The sequence below is a fragment of the Microbacterium sp. M1A1_1b genome (assembly GCF_053345565.1).
Genome location: NZ_JBKFAJ010000007.1, coordinates 37,183 through 54,521, shown reverse-complemented (window position 1 = coordinate 54,521; position 17,339 = coordinate 37,183). Strand labels below are relative to the sequence as shown.

The following is a 17,339-nucleotide window of genomic DNA, read 5'->3' as shown; positions in this document are numbered from 1 at the left end:
ACTGCCCTGCGTCCACGCTGAGGACGTAGCCGGGCGCCCTCTGGACTAACGCATTGACGTGCGTTGACCCCCTATAAAACCTGGCGGCGAACCCGTGCCCCTGCGGCCACGCCGGCAGCCGACCCGATCTCGGTGGTCCGGTGTGCGAGTGCACGGCGACGACGGTGCGGCGGTACCTGGGGCGGATGTCGGGGCCGCTGCTCGACCGCATCGACATCCGGGTGCAAGTCCCTCGCGTCACCACCGCGGTGATGCGTCGCGGCGACGGGACGACCCCGACCACGGCCGAGGCCCGGCTCACGGTCGAAGCGGCACGGTCTCGGATGACCGATCGACTGGCCGACACGGCGTGGACGCGCAATGCCGACGTGCCCGGTGCCTGGCTGCGCGGACCGGGGCGTGCCGAGGCGGGGGCGACCGCGGTCCTCGACCGCGGACTCGAACTCGGCACCCTGACCATGCGCGGGTGGGACCGCGTGATGCGTCTGGCCTGGACCATCGCGGACCTCGGCGACGTGGAGCGCCCCGGTCGTGCACAGGTGACCGCTGCGCTCGCCCTGCGGGGTGGACTGTGACCGGGCAGGTCGGGGCGGTCGATGCCGAGGCCGCCGCTCGCGTGGCATGGAGCACGCTCATCGAGCCCGGCGACGCCGCCGCTGGCGTCCTCGTGACGACGCTCGGCGCCGAACGGTCTCTGGCGCTCGTGACCGGGAAGGACCCCGTGCGTGCCGTCGTCGCCGCGCTGCAGTCGTCGGGCGGTGTGGACGTGACGTCGATCGACGACGTCGTGGCCAGCGCGGTGGAACGCTGGCGCCCTCGGTTCCTGCGAGCCGATGCTGCTCGCGTGCTCGATGCGGCCACGGCGGTCGGTGCATCGCTGGTGGTCCCCGGCGACCCGGATTGGCCCGGCGGGCTCGACGACCTGGGAGTGCACGCGCCGATGGTGCTCTGGCGCCGCGGCCGGCCGCGTGGTGGCCAGCCGCCGGTGGTGGAACGCCCGTGTCTGTCGGTCGTCGGCGCGCGGTCGAACACGCTCGCGGGCGCCGAGGCCTGCGCCGAGATCACCTCGGCGGCGGCGGACGCCGGGTGCACGACGGTGAGCGGCGGCGCGTACGGGATCGACGCCGTGGCGCACCGGGTCGCGATCGCCGCGGGGACTCCCACCATCGCGGTGCTGGCCGGCGGGATCGACCAGCTCTACCCGGCCGGACACGTCGAGCTGCTCGGCAACGTCGGTCGGCAGGGGATGCTGCTGGCGGAGTCGCCCCCGGGCACACCGCCCACGCGATGGCGGTTCCTGGCGCGCAACCGGCTGATCGCGGCGCTCGGGCACGCGGTCGTGGTGGTCGAGGCCGGTGCCCGGTCCGGGGCCCTCAACACCGCGCACCACGGGGCGCAGCTCGGACGTCCGGTGTTCGCCGTCCCCGGGGCGTTCACGTCACCGGCATCCGTCGGGTGCCACCGGCTCGTGGCCGACGGCGTGGCGCAGCTGGCGGTGCACCCGCAGGACCCCGTTCGTGCTGCCGTGGCGGTCCATCACGGGGGAGACCCCGACGACCTGTCGGCGCCGCTCACGTCGGCGACCGTCGACCCCGAGGTGGTCCGTGTGGTCGATGCGCTCGGCCGTCGTCCCGTGACGGTCGTCGACGTCGCGGAGCGGTCGGGGCTGTCGGTCGCGGCCGCGACGGACGCGCTCGCCTTGGCGGAGCTGCAGGGGATCGTCGAGCGACGCACCGACGGGTGGGTGCTCGGAGCAGCGGGTCGGACAGGGACCACCGGTCGTGTCACGGGGCGGCGCGCATGAGTGGACGCACTGCCGCCGCCTACGCTGAGCCGCATGGGACACGACGGCGGGACGCTCGGTGCGGCGATCGACGCGTTCCTGCACCACGCCGCGCACGGGCGGGGCTTGAGCGACCAGACGGTGCGGGCGTACCGGGGGGACCTCGAGGACCTCCAGCGGTTCAGTGCTGCGCGGGGCGTCGAGCGGGTCGAAGCGCTGTCGCTCGACGTCCTGCGCGACTGGCTGTGGGCGGGCAACGAGCGCGGACTCGCCCGGTCGAGCATCGCGCGGCGCTCGTCCTCGGTCCGGGCGTTCACCCGGTGGGCCAGTGAGACCGGGCTCGTGGGGACCGACCCGGGCGTGCGCCTGCGAGCCCCCAAGGGTGCGGCCCACCTGCCCCGGGTCGTCTCCGAGGACCAGGTCCGCACGCTGCTCGACGGGCTGTCGGCCCGGGCGGCCACCGACGACCCGGGGGCGCTCCGCGACCTGGCGCTCGTCGAACTGCTGTACGCCGCAGCCATCCGGGTCAGCGAGCTGGTGGGCATCGACGAGCGGGACCTGGACCGCACACGACTGACGGTGCGCGTGCTCGGCAAGGGCGGCAAGGAACGGGTGGTGCCGTTCGGTGTTCCCGCGCGCGACGCGATCGAGGCGTGGTCGGATCGCGGACGTCCGACGTTGCTCGCGCGCGCCGCAGCCCCGACGGACGCCTTGTTCCTGGGGGATCGCGGCGCGCGGCTCGGGGTCCGGAGCGCCTACCGCATCGTCGCGCGGCTGTTGCAGGACCTGCCCGGCGAGGGGCCGAGCGGACCGCACACCTTCCGGCACACGGCAGCGACGCACCTGCTGGACGGGGGAGCAGACCTGCGTGCGGTGCAGGAGCTGCTCGGGCACGCCAGCCTCGGCACGACGCAGATCTACACGCACGTGTCGTCGGCCCGGCTGCGCGAGGTGTACCGGACGGCCCACCCCCGGGCGTGACCGCCGGACCCCGGCTCACGTGACCGCCGGACCAGGGCTCACCCCGGCCATGCGGACGCCGGCAGCAGCACGGGCCACTCCGCCGCCGGCAGGTAGGGCATCGGGTCGACGTAGCGGTCGTCGAGCCGGGCGCCCAGGTGCAGGCACGGCGCCACAACCGGGCAGTGCCCCACAGCGACCGCGCCGACGGCGTCCCCCTGCGACACCGTGTCACCCTTCGTGACCGAGGGCTCGACCGAGTCCAGGGTGCTGACCAGCCCCGACCCGTGGTCGATCGTCACGACACCACGACCGGCGACCGAGCCCGCGAACGTCACGACCCCGTCGTCCACCGCCACGGCCGGTGTGCCGAGCGCCGCGCCGACGTCGATGCCGCGGTGGCCGGCCCCGAAGTCGCTGTCGGGGGCTTCCCACGGTCGCTCGACCACACGGCTGCCGGTCGGCCACACCCACGGTGCGACGTCGCGGGCACCCGCACCCAGCGGCGCCGACGTCGCCGCCGACGGTGCGGTGGTGAGGGCGGCGACGAGCACCGCGACGGCGGTGGCGACGGAGATGGTGAGCCGGTCCATGGACCCAGCGTCGGGGAAGCGCCGCACCGTCCTGGCCAGGCGGGCCGATCTGTGGAGGCCGGGCCGAGCCTCCAGGCTGTGCAGGAGCGAGCACGGCGACGCCCCACCCGGCGTGCCGGCACGGGCACCGGAGGGCCGATCGCGACCCGGTTATGACCACCGGCCGATCGGAGAGTACAGTCGGGGCCGCTCCGGACCACGCAACGCCGCTCGGACGGCGAACCAGCCGATCCACCGGGGCACCGTGCCCACACAGCAGCACGGCGGCAGAACCCAGGAGCATCGTGAGCACCTCAGCGACCGGGCACGGCGAAGACCGTGCGTTCAAGGGGAAGGTCACCGCGTTCGCCATCGCTGCGGCGGTCGGCGGCTTCCTGTTCGGGTTCGACTCGTCCGTCATCAACGGCGCGGTCGACGCGATCAAGGGCGAGTTCTCGCTGTCCGAGGGTGCCAGCGGGTTCGCCGTCGCCTCGGCCCTGATCGGCTGTGCGTTCGGTGCGTTCTTCGCCGGTCGCCTGGCGGACCGCTGGGGCCGCACGCGTGTGATGTTCTGGGCCGCGGTGCTGTTCTTCGTCAGCTCGATCGGTGCCGGGTTCGCGTTCGCGACCTGGGACTTCGTGATCTGGCGTCTCGTCGGCGGTCTCGGCATCGGGACCGCGTCGGTCATCGCTCCGGCCTACATCTCCGAGGTCGCACCGAAGCAGATCCGCGGTCGGCTGGCCTCGTTCCAGCAGCTCGCGATCACGCTCGGTATCTTCGCCGCCCTGCTGTCGGACCAGTTCTTCGCCGTCACCGCCGGTGGCGCGTCCGAGGTCATCGCCGGTCTGCCCGCGTGGCGCTGGATGTTCCTGGTCGGCGTGATCCCGTCGGTCGTCTACGGCATCCTGGCGATCACCCTGCCGGAGTCCCCGCGCTTCCTGCTGGCGAACGGCCGCAAGGACGATGCGCGCGACGTCATGACCAAGATCGTCCCGCAGGACACCGTCAACACCAGCCTGGAGGAGATCCAGGACGGCATCGACAAGGAAGCGAACGAGAAGAAGGGCACGATCCGGGGCAACCGCTTCGGGCTGATGCCCATCGTCTGGGTCGGCATCATCCTGGCCGTGCTGCAGCAGTTCGTCGGCATCAACGTGATCTTCTACTACTCGACCACGCTGTGGCAGGCGGTCGGGTTCAAGGAGAGCGACTCGTTCCTCATCTCCACGATCACCTCGGTGGTCAACGTCGCGGTGACGTTCATCGCGATCTTCCTGGTCGACAAGGTCGGTCGGAAGCCGCTGCTGGTGTCCGGCTCGGCCGGCATGTTCGTCTCGCTGCTGATGGTCGCGATCGCGTTCTCGCAGGCGACGATCGACAAGGCCGGCGACCCGCACCTGCCCGGCGCCTGGGGCGTCATCGCGCTGGTCTTCGCCAACCTGTTCGTCGTGTCGTTCGGCGCGACGTGGGGCCCGCTCATGTGGGTGCTGCTCGGCGAGATGTTCCCGAACCGCATCCGTGCGACCGCGCTCGGCGTCGGTTCCGCGGCGAACTGGGTGGCGAACTTCATCGTCACGATCACGTTCCCGGTGCTGTCCGGCTTCAACCTCGCGGTGACCTACGGCATCTACGCGCTCTTCGCGCTGCTGTCGTTCTTCTTCGTGCTCGCCAAGATCCCGGAGACCAAGGGCCGTTCGCTCGAGGAGATGGGCATCACGGCCGAAGGCGACACGGTCGACGCCAAGGCGTAGCCCCGGCGCCAGACAGGAGGCACGGTGCGGGTCCGAACCGCACCGTGCCTCCTGTCATGTCCTGCTAGTATCTCTGCAGCAGCGCGCTGAGCGCGCTGACTTCGCGTGTCCACGCAACGCACCCGATCACCGGTCCCGCTCTCGAGCGGGCGGTCGCGTGTCAGGGCACCAGGGATCGCGACCTCCGGTCGCAGTCGACACAACCGCACCAGGTGCACGGTCATGCCGTGCGCCGAGAACACAGAAGGAGGACGGCACATGGCCGTCGTCACCATCCGCCAGCTGCTCGACAGCGGCGTCCACTTCGGACACCAGACCCGTCGGTGGAACCCGAAGGTGAAGCGATTCATCCTCGCCGAGCGCTCCGGCATCCACATCATCGACCTGCAGCAGTCGCTGGCCTACATCGACCGCGCGTACGACTTCGTCAAGGAGACGGTCTCGCACGGTGGCACGATCCTGTTCGTGGGCACCAAGAAGCAGGCCCAGGGCTCCATCGCCGAGCAGGCGATGCGCGTCGGCCAGCCGTACGTCAACCAGCGTTGGCTCGGCGGTCTGCTCACGAACTTCCAGACGGTCTCCAAGCGCCTGGCGCGCATGAAGGAGCTCGAGGAGATCGACTTCGACGACACGACGAAGGGCTTCACCAAGAAGGAGCTCCTCATCAAGAAGCGCGAGCTGGACAAGCTCCACAAGACCCTCGGTGGCATCCGCAACCTCACGCGGACCCCGAGCGCGCTCTGGATCGTCGACACCAAGAAGGAGCACCTCGCCGTCGACGAGGCGCAGAAGCTCGGGATCCCGGTCATCGGCATCCTCGACACCAACTGCGACCCCGACGAGATCGCCTACCCGATCCCGGGCAACGACGACGCGATCCGCTCCGTCGGCCTGCTGACCCGCATCATCGCCGACGCCGCTGCCGAGGGTCTCAAGACCCGTCACAACGGTGGCGACGACGACGAGGCCACCGAGCCCCTCGCCGAGTGGGAGCAGGAGCTCCTGGGCGGCGACACCGCCGCTCCGGCAGCCACGGAGACCCCGGCCGCTGCCGCCTCCGAGACCCCGGTCGAGGAGAACGACGCCGACGCGCAGGTCGCAGCGAAGGAGATCGGCGAGCCGATCGCCGACGACGCCAAGAACGCGGAGCCGACCGCCGAGGCCGAGGCCGCCGCGGAGACCACCCCCGCCGAGTGAGTGTCCGAGGGCGCCGGGCCGTCTGGCCCGGCGCCCTCGACGCCGCTCTCCCCTCCACACACGCACAGTCCAGAAAGGACGCCAGTCAATGGCAAACTTCACCGCACAGGACGTGAAGAAGCTCCGCGAGGACCTCGGGGCCGGCATGATGGACGCGAAGAACGCGCTCGTCGAGGCCGACGGCGACTACGACAAGGCCGTCGAGCTGCTCCGCATCAAGGGTGCCAAGGCCGTCGCCAAGCGCGATGACCGGGCCACCTCCGAAGGCGTCGTCGTCGCGACGGCCGACAACGGTGCCGCCACCGTCGTCGAGCTCGCCAGCGAGACCGACTTCGTCGCGAAGAACGAGAAGTTCACCACGCTCGCCGACAAGGTCCTCGGGGCCGTCGCCGCTGCGGGTGCCGCCGACGTCGCGTCGGCCAACCAGGCGCCGCTCGAGGGCAAGACCGTCCTCGAGGTCGTCAACGAGAGCGCCGCGGCGCTCGGCGAGAAGCTCGAGGTCCGCACGGTCCGCCGTGTCGAGGGCTCGGCCTTCGAGATCTACCTGCACAAGACCAGCCAGGACCTGCCGCCGCAGATCGCCGTCGTCGTCGCCTACCAGGGTGACAACGCCGCCGAGGCACGTTCCATCGCGCAGCACGTCGCGTTCGCGAACCCGTCGTACCTCACCCGCGACGAGGTCCCGACCGAGGCGATCGAGAAGGAGCGCGCGACCGTCGAGGCGATCACGCGTGAAGAGGGCAAGCCCGAGGCTGCCCTCCCGAAGATCGTCGAGGGTCGGGTCAACGCCTTCATCAAGGGCATCGCGCTGCTCGACCAGGACTACGCGAAGGACAACAAGATCTCCGTCGCGAAGGCCGCCGAGAACGCCGGCATCACGATCCAGGGCTTCGCTCGCGTCAAGGTCGGCGCGTAACGAACCCGTGACGGGGTCAGGAACCAATCGGTTCCTGACCCCGTTTCTGCGCCCGCGGCACCCCGCCGGTCGGCGGCGCTAGTAGATTCCACGAGACGCATGACGAAGGGCGAGTACATGACCGACGAGAAGACCGGACGACGACGGGTCCTGCTGAAGCTCTCCGGTGAGGCCTTCGGTGCCGGGTCCCTCGGCGTCAACCCCGACGTGATCGGCACCATCGCCAAGGAGATCGCCATCGCCGCGCGCGACGTCGAGGTCGCCATCGTGGTCGGTGGCGGCAACTTCTTCCGTGGTGCCGAGCTGTCGCAGCGCGGGATGGACCGTGGGCGTGCGGACTACATGGGCATGCTCGGCACGGTGATGAACGCGCTCGCGCTGCAGGACTTCCTCGAGCAGGCCGGTGCCGCGACCCGCGTGCAGTCGGCCATCAGCATGACCCAGGTCGCCGAGCCGTACATCCCGCGTCGCGCCGAGCGGCACCTCGAGAAGGGTCGGGTCGTGATCTTCGGTGCCGGCGCCGGGCTGCCCTACTTCTCGACCGACACCGTCGCGGCGCAGCGGGCGCTCGAGATCGGTGCGACCGAGGTCCTGGTCGCGAAGAACGGCGTCGACGGCGTGTACTCGGCCGACCCGAAGAAGGACCCGTCGGCCCAGAAGCTCGACCACGTCACCTACCAGGACGCCCTGCTCAAGGGACTCAAGGTCGTCGACGCCACCGCCTTCTCGCTCTGCATGGACAACGGCATGCCGATGCACGTGTTCGGCATGGAGGGCGAGGGCAACGTGCAGGCCGCGATCCGCGGTGAGCGCATCGGCACGGTGGTCAGCAACTGACCCACTCGGCTGACTAGACTCGACGACGTACCGAAGGAGAACCACCGTGATCAGTGATGTCATGACCGAAGCCACCGAGAAGATGGCGAAGGCGGTCGACGTCGCGAAGGACGACTTCGCCACCGTGCGCACCGGCCGCATCAACGCCGCGCTCTTCCAGAAGATCCCCGTGGACTACTACGGTTCGCCGACGCCGCTCGCTCAGCTGGCCTCGCTCCAGACGCCCGAAGCCCGCACGCTCATCGTGACGCCGTACGACAAGACGGCGCTCAAGGAGATCGAGCGGTCGATCGCGACGTTCCCAAACCTCGGTGCCAGCCCGACGAACGACGGCGAGATCGTCCGGGTCACGATCCCCGAACTGACGCAGGACCGCCGCAAGGAGTTCGTCAAGCTCGTCCGCGGCAAGGGCGAGGACCACAAGGTCGTCATCCGCAACATCCGTCGCAAGGCCAAGGACGACCTCGAAGCGCTCAAGGGCGAGATCTCCGACGACGAGATCGCGCGCAGCGACAAGGACCTCGAGACCCTGACCAAGAAGCACGTCGACCTGATCGACGACGCGCTGAAGAAGAAGGAAGCCGAACTCCTCGAGGTCTGATGCCGCGTCGTGACGAGGGCGCAGACCGCCCGACAGCAGATGAGCCCCGACCGGCGACGAAGGGCCTGAGGCACGACTTCGACGCCCGGGCGCGCGCGGCCCGGTCCGACTTCGAAGCGCAGCTTCGGCAGCGTCGTGCGTCGTTCGACGCTCGCCGGGCGTCCTTCGACGCGCGGAACGAGGCGCTGACGGCGCGCACCGGACGCAACCTGCCGGCAGCGATCGCGATCGCCCTGGCGTTCGCCGTGGTGATGCTCGGCTCGCTGCTGATCTGGCCGCCGTCGTTCATGGTCGTCGCGGCGTTCCTGATCGGGTTCGGCGTGTGGGAACTCGCCGGAGCGATGCGGTTCGCCGGCCGTGACGTCCCGCGCATCCCCAGCGTGGCGACCGCCATCGCGATGGTCCCCGCCGCCTTCCTGGGCGGTCAGGCCACGGCGCTGTTCACGATCCTGGGCGGCATCGTGCTGATCAGTGTCTGGCGGCTCATCGAGGTCGCGGTCGCCCGACCGCGTCCCTCTGCGGGCAACGTCGTGCGCGACCTGACGAACGGCCTGTTCGTGCAGGCCTACGTCACGTTGCTCGGCGCCTGCGTGGTGCTGCTCGCCCCGCTCGAACGCGGCAACCTGTGGGTCATCGGGTTCGTCCTGGTCGTCGTCGCCGTGGACACCGGTGCGTACGCCACGGGGCTCAACCTCGGCAAGCACCCCATGGCGCCCCGGATCAGCCCCAAGAAGACCTGGGAGGGCTTCGCCGGATCGGTCGCCGCGAGCATCGTGATGGGCATCCTGGTGTCGTGGCTCATGCTCGGCCAGCCCTGGTGGTTCGGCATCGTCCTGGGGGTCCTGATCTCCGGCTCCGCCACGCTCGGCGACCTGACCGAGTCGATGATCAAGCGCGACCTGGGGATCAAGGACATCTCGTCCTTCCTGCCCGGACACGGGGGTCTGCTCGACCGGATGGACAGCATCCTGCCGTCCGCCGCCGTCGCCTACCTGCTCTACCTCATCGTCAACCACTGACGCCCGCTGAGCGGCCGCGCGGGGTCGGCCCCGCGCGTCCAGCTGGTACCGGGGGAGTGTCCTGGCAGAATGACGCCGTGCCCACGACGTTCCCGACAGCTCCCCGCTCGGTCCTCGGCTACGACATCGACGAGGTCGAGCGTTTCCTCGAGGACGCCCGTCGCGCCTACACGGCGAACGACAGCGCTCCGGGGATCGAAGCCGCCAAGATCCGCGCGACCGCCTTCTCGATGAAGAAGGGCGGGTACTCGACGCAGCACGTCGACGCCGCGCTCGAACGACTCGAGGACGCCTTCGCCACGCGCGAGCGTGAACGCGAGATCGCCGAGTCCGGCCAGAAGACCTGGTACGCCGAGGCGCGCACGAAGGCCTCGGACGTCGTGGCACGGCTCGAGCGCCCGGACGGCCAGCGCTTCCACCGCGTGAACGTCCTGGCCACCGGGTACCACCCGAAGGACGTCGACGCGTTCGCGAAGCGCCTGGGCGGGTACTTCCGCGACGGCAAGCCGCTCAGCCTGACCGAGGTCCGGTCGATCGTGTTCCGGCCGAAGCACGGCGGGTACCGCGAGGCCCAGGTCGACGCGCTGCTCGACGCGGTCGTCGAGGTCATGCTCGCCGTCCGCTAGCCAGCTCGGTCGAGCCCGCGGGACGGGCTCGGATCGCGACCCGCCGCGACGCGCTGGGTGGATGCGCTTCGCTTTCCGTGATCGTTCCGTTATCCTGGTCGAACTCATGGGCAGGCACACGGCAGACATTCGATCCGACCGCGCATCCCGGCAGCAGTTCGACCACCCCGTGGTCAGCGAGCGCCGCGCGGCACAGAACCGAATCCGCACCGCGGACACCTCGGTTGCTCCGGCGAACGCACCGACCCCGGCGACAGCCCCGGTCGCGACGCCGGTCCCCACCCCGATCGCGCCGAAGTCGGTGGCGGCCAACCGCGTCAGCCCCGAGATCGCGCACGCGGTCCCGGCGACGCCGACCGACGGCCGCATCGTGCGGCAGCGCCGTGCCCCCGTCGCGCGTGCGGCCTCCCGTCCCGCGTCGACGCACCCGACGACGCTCAACGGCTTCATGCGCCGCCGCGCCACCATCCCCGCGCTGTCGTTCTTCGCGGTGTCGCTCATGGCGGGCGGGTCGCTCTTCAACCCGCTGCAGGCCGACGTCGCACAGGCAGCCGTCACGACCCCGGTGCTGACCAAGGCACCCCCGGCAGCGCCGCAGCAGTACTCCGCGCACGGCACCTACGCCTCGTTCGACGTGACGCGCGACAGCTACGACATCACCAAGCCCGCACCGAAGGTCGTCGCACCCGCCCCGACCCCGACGGCCGACGCCACCACGAGCACCTCGACCACGTCGAAGACCGCCGTCACCCCGTCGAACACCATCGCGCCGACTGCCGCCACGCCGGACCCGGGCAGCGCCCAGGCCATCGCCCAGCAGCTCGTCGCGGCCCGCGGCTGGGGCAGCGACCAGTACAGCTGCCTCGTCTCCCTGTGGAACAAGGAGTCGGGCTGGCGTGTGAACGCCTACAACCCGAGTGGCGCGTACGGCATCCCGCAGGCGCTGCCCGGCAGCAAGATGGCCTCGGCCGGCGCTGACTGGCAGACGAACCCGGCGACGCAGATCACCTGGGGCCTGAACTACATCTCCGGTGTCTACGGCACCCCGTGTGGTGCCTGGGGTCACAGCCAGTCCTTCAACTGGTACTGATCGGCGGTCCCGCAGGTGCCGCGCAGCAACCGACCGCGGCGGCCTCGGGTCGACCGGCAGATCGATGACGTCGAGGAACCCTTCGGCCTCGATCGTCTGATGAGCGGCTGGAAGCGCACCGAGGTCCGACGCGGCCGCGAGTACGCGGTCCAGCCGATCTCGACCGCCTCGGCGCAGAAGGAGTACGTCTGCCCGGGGTGTGGCGGCACCATCCTGCCCGGGGTCGCGCACGTGGTGGTCTGGCGGACCGACGGTGTCCTCGGCGACGCGGCCGACCTGGCGTCTCGCCGGCACTGGCACACGCACTGCTGGAGGACCGCATGAGCGATCCAGACGACACCACTGCTGCAGACGACACCGAGATCCGGTCCGGCACGGTCCTGCCGGCGCGGCGCACGGACATCGAGCTGGTCACCGACGACCACCTCGTGCTGGTGGGGGAGCTCGCGGAACCGGCGGGGCGCCCTGCGCGCGGCACGATCGTCACCCTGCACCCCCTGCCCACTGCACACGGGTTCATGGACTCCCACGTGCTCAAGAAGGCCGCGTCACGCCTGCCGGCCCTGGCCGACATCGCCGTCCTGCGCTTCAACTTCCGCTCCGTGACGTCGCCGCGCGGCACGTCCGAGGGCACCTTCGGTGACGGCGTGTCCGAGGGGTTCGACCTGCGCGCCGCCGTGGCCGAGATCACGCACCGGCAGCTGCCGACCCCGTGGCTGGTCGGGTGGTCCTTCGGCACCGAGGTCGTCCTCAAGCACGCGCTCGAGCACGTCGGATCGGGCGCGGTGGCGGGCGTGGTCCTGCTCTCGCCGCCGCTGCACCGCACCACCGACGACGAACTGGCACGGTGGGCCGCGGTCGACGTCCCGGTCATCGCCCTGGTCCCCGAGCACGACGACTTCCTGCGGCCGGACGAGGCAGCCCGCCGCTTCGCCGTCGCGCCGAACGTCCGGGTGGTGCCGGTCGAGGGGGCGAAACACCTCTGGGTGGGCGAGCGGTACGTCCGCATCGTCCTCGATGCGATCGCGGACCTGGTCGTCCCCGGCACCGCACCCCTGCCGACGCACTGGGCTGGCTGACCGGCGCCCCGGCGGCCCGGCGCCTGTCACGTCAGCCGCAAGCACCGAGCAGCGAGCAGCGAGCCGCGTGGCACCGGTCAAGAGGCGCGGCATGCGCCCCCTGGACCGGCTGCGGTCAGCGGTCGGCCGGTCCGGACTCGGCCGGTGCGTCGTCGACGATCCCCGCGGCGTGCGACAGGACGCCGCGCAGGTTCTCGAGGTAGCCCGCCACCGCGTCGCGTTCGGTGCGGATGGTGGCGAGTCGGTCCTCGGCGTCGGCGATCTCGGCGGCGGTGCGTGCCTCGGCTTCGGCGACGATCCGGTGCGCCCGCTCGTTCGCGTCGGCGAGGACGGTGCGTGCACGTGCCTCGGCTTCGGCGGTGCTGGTGCGCTCGAGGTCGTTCGCCTCGTGCTGCAGCCGCTCGGCACGTTCGCGGGCCTCGGCGGCGCGGCGGGTGGCCTCGGCGAGCTGCAGGTTCGCTTCGTCCAGGTACTTCTGCGTCTCGGTCACGGTCTCGTGGTGCTTCCGCAGGTACTCCTGCTCGGCGTCGTCACGGCGGTTCGCCAGTTCGGACTCGAGCGTGGTGCGGGCTTCGTCGCGGTCGCGGGCGAGTTCGGCGCGGACCTCGTCGCGTTCCTTGGCCAGGTCGGCGCGGGCGGTGTCGATCTCCTGCCGCAGGGCTGTGCGCTCGGCCTGCAGGTCGTCGAGCTCGGCGCTGCGCCGCTCGGCGATCTCGGTGTCGACCTCGGCGTGCTCGCGTTCGCGACGTGCGGCGAGTTCGGCCTCGTGGTCCTGTGCGGCGCGCTCCGCCGCTGCGAGTGCCTCGGCCCGCTCGCGCTCGATGCGCGCGACGTGCTCGTCGGTCTCGCGGGCGATCCGGTCCTCGGTCTCCTGCACCAGACGGGCGTTCTCAGCGGCCGTCTGCTCCTGGTCGACACGCAGCTGGGCGCGGGCGGCGTCGAGCTCCTGGGCCAGGGCGACCCGGGCGGATGCGAGTTCGCGGTCCCACTCGGCTCGCGCGGCGGCGAGCTCTTCGTCGTGGACGCGGCGTCGGTCGGCGAGTTCGGCGGCCAGGTCGGCGCGACGTCCGTCCACCTCGGCGGCCAGGTCGGCGCGCCCGGTGGCGATCTCGAGTTCGAGCGCGCGGAGCCCCTCGGTGCGCTCGTGTTCCCACGCGGCGCGGCCCTCGGTGACCTCGCGCTCGAGGGCGGCGCGGCGGTTCTGTTCGTCGCGGTCCAGGTCCTCGAGTCGGCGGGCGTGGTCGGCTTCGAAGACGCTGCGACGGTGCTCGGTCTCGCGGTCGAGGTCCGCCGCCGCGCCACGGGCCTCGGCCGCTTCACGCTGGGTGAGCTCGCGGAGCTCGGCGACCTCGCGCTCGACCGCAGCGCGCAGCGCGTCGGTCTCGCGGATGGCGATCGAGCGGACCTCGGCGGCCTCGGTCACCGCGGCCCCGCGGATCGCAGCGGCCTCGTTGTGGGCGTCCTGCGTGCGCATGCCGGCCTCGGAGCGGGCGCGCTCGACGGTGTCGGCGGACTCGGCGCGGGCGCGGGCGAGTTCGTTCGTGGCGCGGGTGCGGGCGTCCTCCAGGGTCTCCTGGGCCTCGGTCCGGGCTTCGCGCAGGGTGCGCTCGGCCTCGGCGCGACTCGAGGCACGCAGGCGCTGGGCGTCGATGTCGGCCTGGCTGATCAGCCGGGTGGACTGCTCTTCGGCGACACGCAGGGTGGACTCGAGGCGTGTCCCGAGTCCGCTGTACGTGGGCGTGCCGGCTTCGTCGAGCTCGCCCTGCATGTCGGCGACGCGCGTCTGCAGGAGACGGATCTCCTTCGCGGCCTCGGCGCGGTCGTTGTTCGACTTGATGAGCTCGCGGCGCAGGTCGTTCAGGGCACGCTCGACCTCGTCCTTGCGGTAGCCCCGCAGTTCGACCCCGAACTCTGCCTCGTCGTTCGCCACGTGTCGCTCCCGCTGGTCCCGCCGGACGACCCCGTGCCGCCCGCGCGTCGATTGTAGTGGTGCCGCACCGAGCACGTCTGAGGCGCTGGACAGCGGGCGGGGATGCGCTGTCCAGCGTCCCTCGCGTACCCTGGGGCGTTGGTTCGCGCGCCGATTCCCCCCACCCCGGCGCAGAGGGAGAGAGATCCGTGCGATTCGTCCTGGCGATCGTCGCCTTCGTCATCGGGCTGCTGCTGGTCGGCCTCGGTGTGGCACAGCGGACCGTGTTCGCTCCACCGTCCTCGATCGTCGCGCAGACGTCCACGACCTCGACGGCACCGGTCACCGTCATCCCGGGCACCGTGCTCAACGCCAACCCCGGGTACCAGCGCATCAACATCGCCGACTCCGGCGCGTTCGCGGCGTACGGCAAGACCAGCGACGTCAAGGCCTGGGTCGGTGACGCCGAGCACGAGACGCTGCGCTACGACGCCGAGACCTCGAAGCTCGTCGAGAAGCAGACCGGCAGTGAGTCCTCCGTGCCGGACCCGCGCGGCAGCGACCTCTGGTACCAGGAGTGGGACGGCGCGGGACAGTTCACCGTGCGGTTGCCCCAGGACGTGTCGATGGTCATCGTCGGCAAGGACGGTTCCACCGCGGCGCCTGCCGTGTCCGTTACCTGGCCGCGGGACACCGCCACGCCGTCGGTCGGCCCGCTGATGACCGCCGGTGGAGTGTTCGTGCTGGGCGGCATCGTGTTGCTCGTCTGGGCGTTCCTGCACCAGCGTCGGTCCCGCGGTCCGCGTCGTCGCAGCGGTGGCACCCGTCCGCCGCGCGTGCGTGCCTCGCGCCGCGCCGCTGCCGCCGGTGCGCAGGTCCCGACCAAGTCGCGTCGCGGCCGTCGCTCGCTCGTCGCCCTCCCGGTGGTCGTCGTCGCAGCCCTCTCGCTCGCCGGGTGCTCGTCCGAGTACTGGCCGCAGGGTGGAGCGGACGCCGCGGCGACCGCCACCCCCACGGCCACGGCGACGGGTGCCGCGCAGCAGGCCGAGCCCACCGCGGCCACCCGGCAGCAGATCAACCGTGTCGTCACGCGCGTCGCCGAGGTCGCCACCAAGGCCGACGCGGACAAGGACGCCACGCTCGCAGCGACCCGGTTCACCGGTCCGGCACTCGAACTCCGCAAGGCCAACTACACGATCCGCGGCAAGGACCAGGACGTCCAGGCCCCGCCGGCGATCTCGGCGTCCGACATCTCGGTCTCGCTCCCGCAGCAGACCGACTCGTGGCCCCGGACGGTGTTCGTCGTCGCGTCCGACCCCGACGACCAGAAGACCGCCCCCCAGGCGCTCACACTGGTGCAGGAGTCCGCGCGTGACGACTACAAGGTCATGTACGACGTCTCGCTCGAGGCCGACGCCAAGCTGCCCTCGGTGGCACCGGTGTCGATCGGCGCGGCACAGCTCGCCTCGGACACCAAGCTGCTGGCGCTCGCGCCGGACCAGGTCGGGACCGCCTACGGCGACATCCTGTCCAAGGACTCCGACAGTGAGTACGCAAAGCTGTTCCAGTCCGACGGCGACGACCTGCGCGCCAAGATCGGCAAGGACTACAAGGACAAGAAGTCCGCGGGCCTGCCCGACACCGCCAAGATCGAGTACTCGTCCGAGTCGCCCGACGACTCAGCGATCGCGTTGGCGACGAACGGTGCCGGCGCGCTGGTGTCGGTCGACCTCAACGAGATCGAGAAGGTCACGCCGACCGCCGACGGTGCCGAGGTGAACACCGAGGGTGCCGTCAAGGCGCTGTCCGGTGTCGACTCCAGCAAGAAGGGCGTCAGCGCCACCTACGGCGTGCAGCTGCTCTTCTCCGTGCCGGCCGTCGGGTCGGACGACAAGATAGTCCTGCTCGGGTTCACGCAGGGCCTGACCGCAGCAAGTGAGGTGCAATGAGCAACGTCCCCCCGACCCCGTCCGGCCTCCGCGGCGCCGTCGACCTGTCCTCCCTGGTCGACCGTGCGCAGCGCCCGGCACCGCAGCAGCCGACAGCATCCGGGACCCCCGGCACGTCCGGGACCCCCGGCGTGACCGGTGGTGACACCGGGGCAGCACTGACCGTCCCGTCGCTCGTGATCGACGTCACCGACCAGAGCTTCCAGGACGTCCTCGAGCTCTCCACCGTCGTCCCCGTCATCGTGGACATCTGGGCCGAGTGGTGCGGCCCGTGCAAGCAGCTCTCGCCGATCCTCGAGCAGCTCACCGCCGAGTACGACGGCCGTGTCGTCCTGGCCAAGGTCGACGCCGACACGAACCCGCAGCTCGTGCAGGCGTTCCAGGCGCAGTCGATCCCGACCGTGGCGGCGCTGATCGGCGGACGCCCGCTCGGACTGTTCGTCGGCGCACTGCCCGAGGCGCAGGTCCGCGACGTCTTCGAGCAGGTGCTGCAGGCCGCCGAGCAGAACGGTGTGTCCGGCCGCGTGAGCGTCGACGGCGCGGACGCTCCGGTCGACACCGCCGAGCAGGGCGAGCCGGAGCCCGAGCCGCTCCCGCCGCACCACCAGGCGGCGTACGACGCGATCGAGCAGGGCGACTACGCCACCGCGATCCAGGAGTACACCACGGCGATCGCGCAGGACCCGCACGACCAGATGGCCGTCGCGGGTCTGGCGCAGGTGTCGTTGCTCGACCGGCTGAACGGCCGGACGGCGGACGACATCCGCGCGGCGGCGGGCAACGACCCGACCGACGTGCCGGCACAGCTGGCCGTGGCCGACCTGGACATCAGCGGCGGGCACGTCGAGGACGCCTTCGGTCGTCTGCTCGACCTGGTGCCGACGGTGTTCGGCGAGGACCGCGAAGCGCTGCGCGTCCGGCTCGTCGAGTACTTCGAGCTCATCGGTGCCGAGGACCCGCGCGTCGTCGCGGCCCGACGTCGCCTGGCGAACGCCCTGTACTAGCAGGGACACGAGACGGACAGGAGGCCCGGTGCCAGCTGGCACCGGG

17 protein-coding genes are annotated in these 17,339 nt (G+C 71.2%); 15 read left to right on the top strand and 2 right to left on the bottom strand.

Annotated elements, in window-relative coordinates; genetic code table 11:
• Positions 1 to 80 precede the first annotated feature (80 nt).
• From ACLBWP_RS15195 to ACLBWP_RS15185, 3 genes are read left to right on the top strand one after another with little or no spacing between them, the layout of a single operon-like run.
• A complete protein-coding gene (locus tag ACLBWP_RS15195; RefSeq protein WP_447655867.1) occupies positions 81 to 575 on the top strand; it encodes a magnesium chelatase subunit ChlI family protein in 495 nt (164 codons plus the stop codon).
• Positions 572 to 1,804, top strand: a complete 1,233-nt coding sequence (locus ACLBWP_RS15190; RefSeq protein ID WP_447655812.1) for a DNA-processing protein DprA — start codon at positions 572 to 574, stop codon at positions 1,802 to 1,804. The genes ACLBWP_RS15195 and ACLBWP_RS15190 overlap by 4 nt, the downstream gene beginning before the upstream one ends.
• 33 nt (positions 1,805 to 1,837) lie before the next feature.
• A complete protein-coding gene (locus ACLBWP_RS15185; protein WP_447655811.1) occupies positions 1,838 to 2,764 on the top strand; it encodes a tyrosine recombinase XerC in 927 nt (308 codons plus the stop codon).
• Positions 2,765 to 2,802: 38 nt separating this feature from the next.
• Here ACLBWP_RS15185 and ACLBWP_RS15180 read toward each other — a convergent pair whose 3' ends face one another.
• Complete coding sequence (locus ACLBWP_RS15180) at positions 2,803 to 3,336, bottom strand: M23 family metallopeptidase (protein ID WP_447655810.1); 534 nt, start codon at positions 3,334 to 3,336, stop codon at positions 2,803 to 2,805.
• A 284-nt stretch (positions 3,337 to 3,620) separates the two neighbouring features.
• On the opposite strand from ACLBWP_RS15180, the gene ACLBWP_RS15175 reads away from it, so the two are divergent.
• The 10 genes from ACLBWP_RS15175 (at position 3,621) to ACLBWP_RS15130 (ending at position 12,431) form a co-directional block, all read left to right on the top strand.
• Complete coding sequence (locus ACLBWP_RS15175) at positions 3,621 to 5,066, top strand: sugar porter family MFS transporter (RefSeq protein WP_243560682.1); 1,446 nt, start codon at positions 3,621 to 3,623, stop codon at positions 5,064 to 5,066.
• Positions 5,067 to 5,324: 258 nt separating this feature from the next.
• On the top strand, positions 5,325 to 6,263 hold the full coding sequence (rpsB, locus tag ACLBWP_RS15170) for a 30S ribosomal protein S2 (protein WP_447655809.1): 939 nt from the start codon (positions 5,325 to 5,327) through the stop codon (positions 6,261 to 6,263).
• A gap of 88 nt (positions 6,264 to 6,351) precedes the next feature.
• Entirely contained in the window at positions 6,352 to 7,179 is an 828-nt protein-coding gene (gene tsf / locus ACLBWP_RS15165) for a translation elongation factor Ts (protein ID WP_447655808.1), read from the top strand.
• A gap of 117 nt (positions 7,180 to 7,296) precedes the next feature.
• Positions 7,297 to 8,016, top strand: a complete 720-nt coding sequence (pyrH, locus tag ACLBWP_RS15160) for a UMP kinase (protein WP_243561063.1) — start codon at positions 7,297 to 7,299, stop codon at positions 8,014 to 8,016.
• 46 nt (positions 8,017 to 8,062) lie between these two features.
• Positions 8,063 to 8,617, top strand: coding sequence for a ribosome recycling factor (gene frr, locus ACLBWP_RS15155; protein WP_243560688.1), 555 nt, complete (start codon positions 8,063 to 8,065; stop codon positions 8,615 to 8,617).
• Positions 8,617 to 9,636, top strand: a complete 1,020-nt coding sequence (locus tag ACLBWP_RS15150; RefSeq protein WP_447655807.1) for a phosphatidate cytidylyltransferase — start codon at positions 8,617 to 8,619, stop codon at positions 9,634 to 9,636. The genes frr and ACLBWP_RS15150 overlap by 1 nt, the downstream gene beginning before the upstream one ends.
• Positions 9,637 to 9,713: 77 nt before the next feature.
• Positions 9,714 to 10,262, top strand: a complete 549-nt coding sequence (locus ACLBWP_RS15145; RefSeq protein WP_243560691.1) for a DivIVA domain-containing protein — start codon at positions 9,714 to 9,716, stop codon at positions 10,260 to 10,262.
• A 448-nt stretch (positions 10,263 to 10,710) separates the two neighbouring features.
• Positions 10,711 to 11,352 carry an aggregation-promoting factor C-terminal-like domain-containing protein gene (locus ACLBWP_RS15140; RefSeq protein ID WP_243561064.1) on the top strand — a complete coding sequence of 214 codons (642 nt, stop codon included), beginning with the start codon at positions 10,711 to 10,713 and terminating at the stop codon, positions 11,350 to 11,352.
• A gap of 15 nt (positions 11,353 to 11,367) precedes the next feature.
• Positions 11,368 to 11,676 (top strand): hypothetical protein, encoded by a 309-nt coding sequence (locus tag ACLBWP_RS15135; RefSeq protein WP_447655806.1) that lies wholly within the window; start codon positions 11,368 to 11,370, stop codon positions 11,674 to 11,676.
• Positions 11,673 to 12,431 carry an alpha/beta hydrolase gene (locus ACLBWP_RS15130; protein ID WP_447655805.1) on the top strand — a complete coding sequence of 253 codons (759 nt, stop codon included), beginning with the start codon at positions 11,673 to 11,675 and terminating at the stop codon, positions 12,429 to 12,431. The genes ACLBWP_RS15135 and ACLBWP_RS15130 overlap by 4 nt, the downstream gene beginning before the upstream one ends.
• 115 nt (positions 12,432 to 12,546) lie before the next feature.
• On the opposite strand, the gene ACLBWP_RS15125 is transcribed toward ACLBWP_RS15130, so the two are convergent.
• Entirely contained in the window at positions 12,547 to 14,361 is a 1,815-nt protein-coding gene (locus ACLBWP_RS15125) for a hypothetical protein (RefSeq protein ID WP_447655804.1), read from the bottom strand.
• A 188-nt stretch (positions 14,362 to 14,549) separates the two neighbouring features.
• Between ACLBWP_RS15125 and ACLBWP_RS15120 the strand changes: the two genes are divergently transcribed.
• Positions 14,550 to 16,289, top strand: coding sequence for a hypothetical protein (locus tag ACLBWP_RS15120; RefSeq protein WP_447655803.1), 1,740 nt, complete (start codon positions 14,550 to 14,552; stop codon positions 16,287 to 16,289).
• Positions 16,286 to 17,293 (top strand): tetratricopeptide repeat protein, encoded by a 1,008-nt coding sequence (locus tag ACLBWP_RS15115; RefSeq protein ID WP_447655802.1) that lies wholly within the window; start codon positions 16,286 to 16,288, stop codon positions 17,291 to 17,293. The genes ACLBWP_RS15120 and ACLBWP_RS15115 overlap by 4 nt, the downstream gene beginning before the upstream one ends.
• Positions 17,294 to 17,339: the final 46 nt, after the last annotated feature.

Excerpts from the sequence above, each read along its gene's own strand:
- ACLBWP_RS15185 (WP_447655811.1), top strand. The coding sequence starts at position 1,838 with ATGGGACACGACGGCGGGACGCTCGGTGCGGCGATCGACGCGTTCCTG.
- ACLBWP_RS15180 (WP_447655810.1), bottom strand. The coding sequence starts at position 3,336 with ATGGACCGGCTCACCATCTCCGTCGCCACCGCCGTCGCGGTGCTCGTC.
- rpsB (WP_447655809.1), top strand. The coding sequence starts at position 5,325 with ATGGCCGTCGTCACCATCCGCCAGCTGCTCGACAGCGGCGTCCACTTC.
- tsf (WP_447655808.1), top strand. The coding sequence starts at position 6,352 with ATGGCAAACTTCACCGCACAGGACGTGAAGAAGCTCCGCGAGGACCTC.
- pyrH (WP_243561063.1), top strand. The coding sequence starts at position 7,297 with ATGACCGACGAGAAGACCGGACGACGACGGGTCCTGCTGAAGCTCTCC.
- ACLBWP_RS15150 (WP_447655807.1), top strand. The coding sequence starts at position 8,617 with ATGCCGCGTCGTGACGAGGGCGCAGACCGCCCGACAGCAGATGAGCCC.
- ACLBWP_RS15140 (WP_243561064.1), top strand. The coding sequence starts at position 10,711 with ATGCGCCGCCGCGCCACCATCCCCGCGCTGTCGTTCTTCGCGGTGTCG.
- ACLBWP_RS15130 (WP_447655805.1), top strand. The coding sequence starts at position 11,673 with ATGAGCGATCCAGACGACACCACTGCTGCAGACGACACCGAGATCCGG.
- ACLBWP_RS15115 (WP_447655802.1), top strand. The coding sequence starts at position 16,286 with ATGAGCAACGTCCCCCCGACCCCGTCCGGCCTCCGCGGCGCCGTCGAC.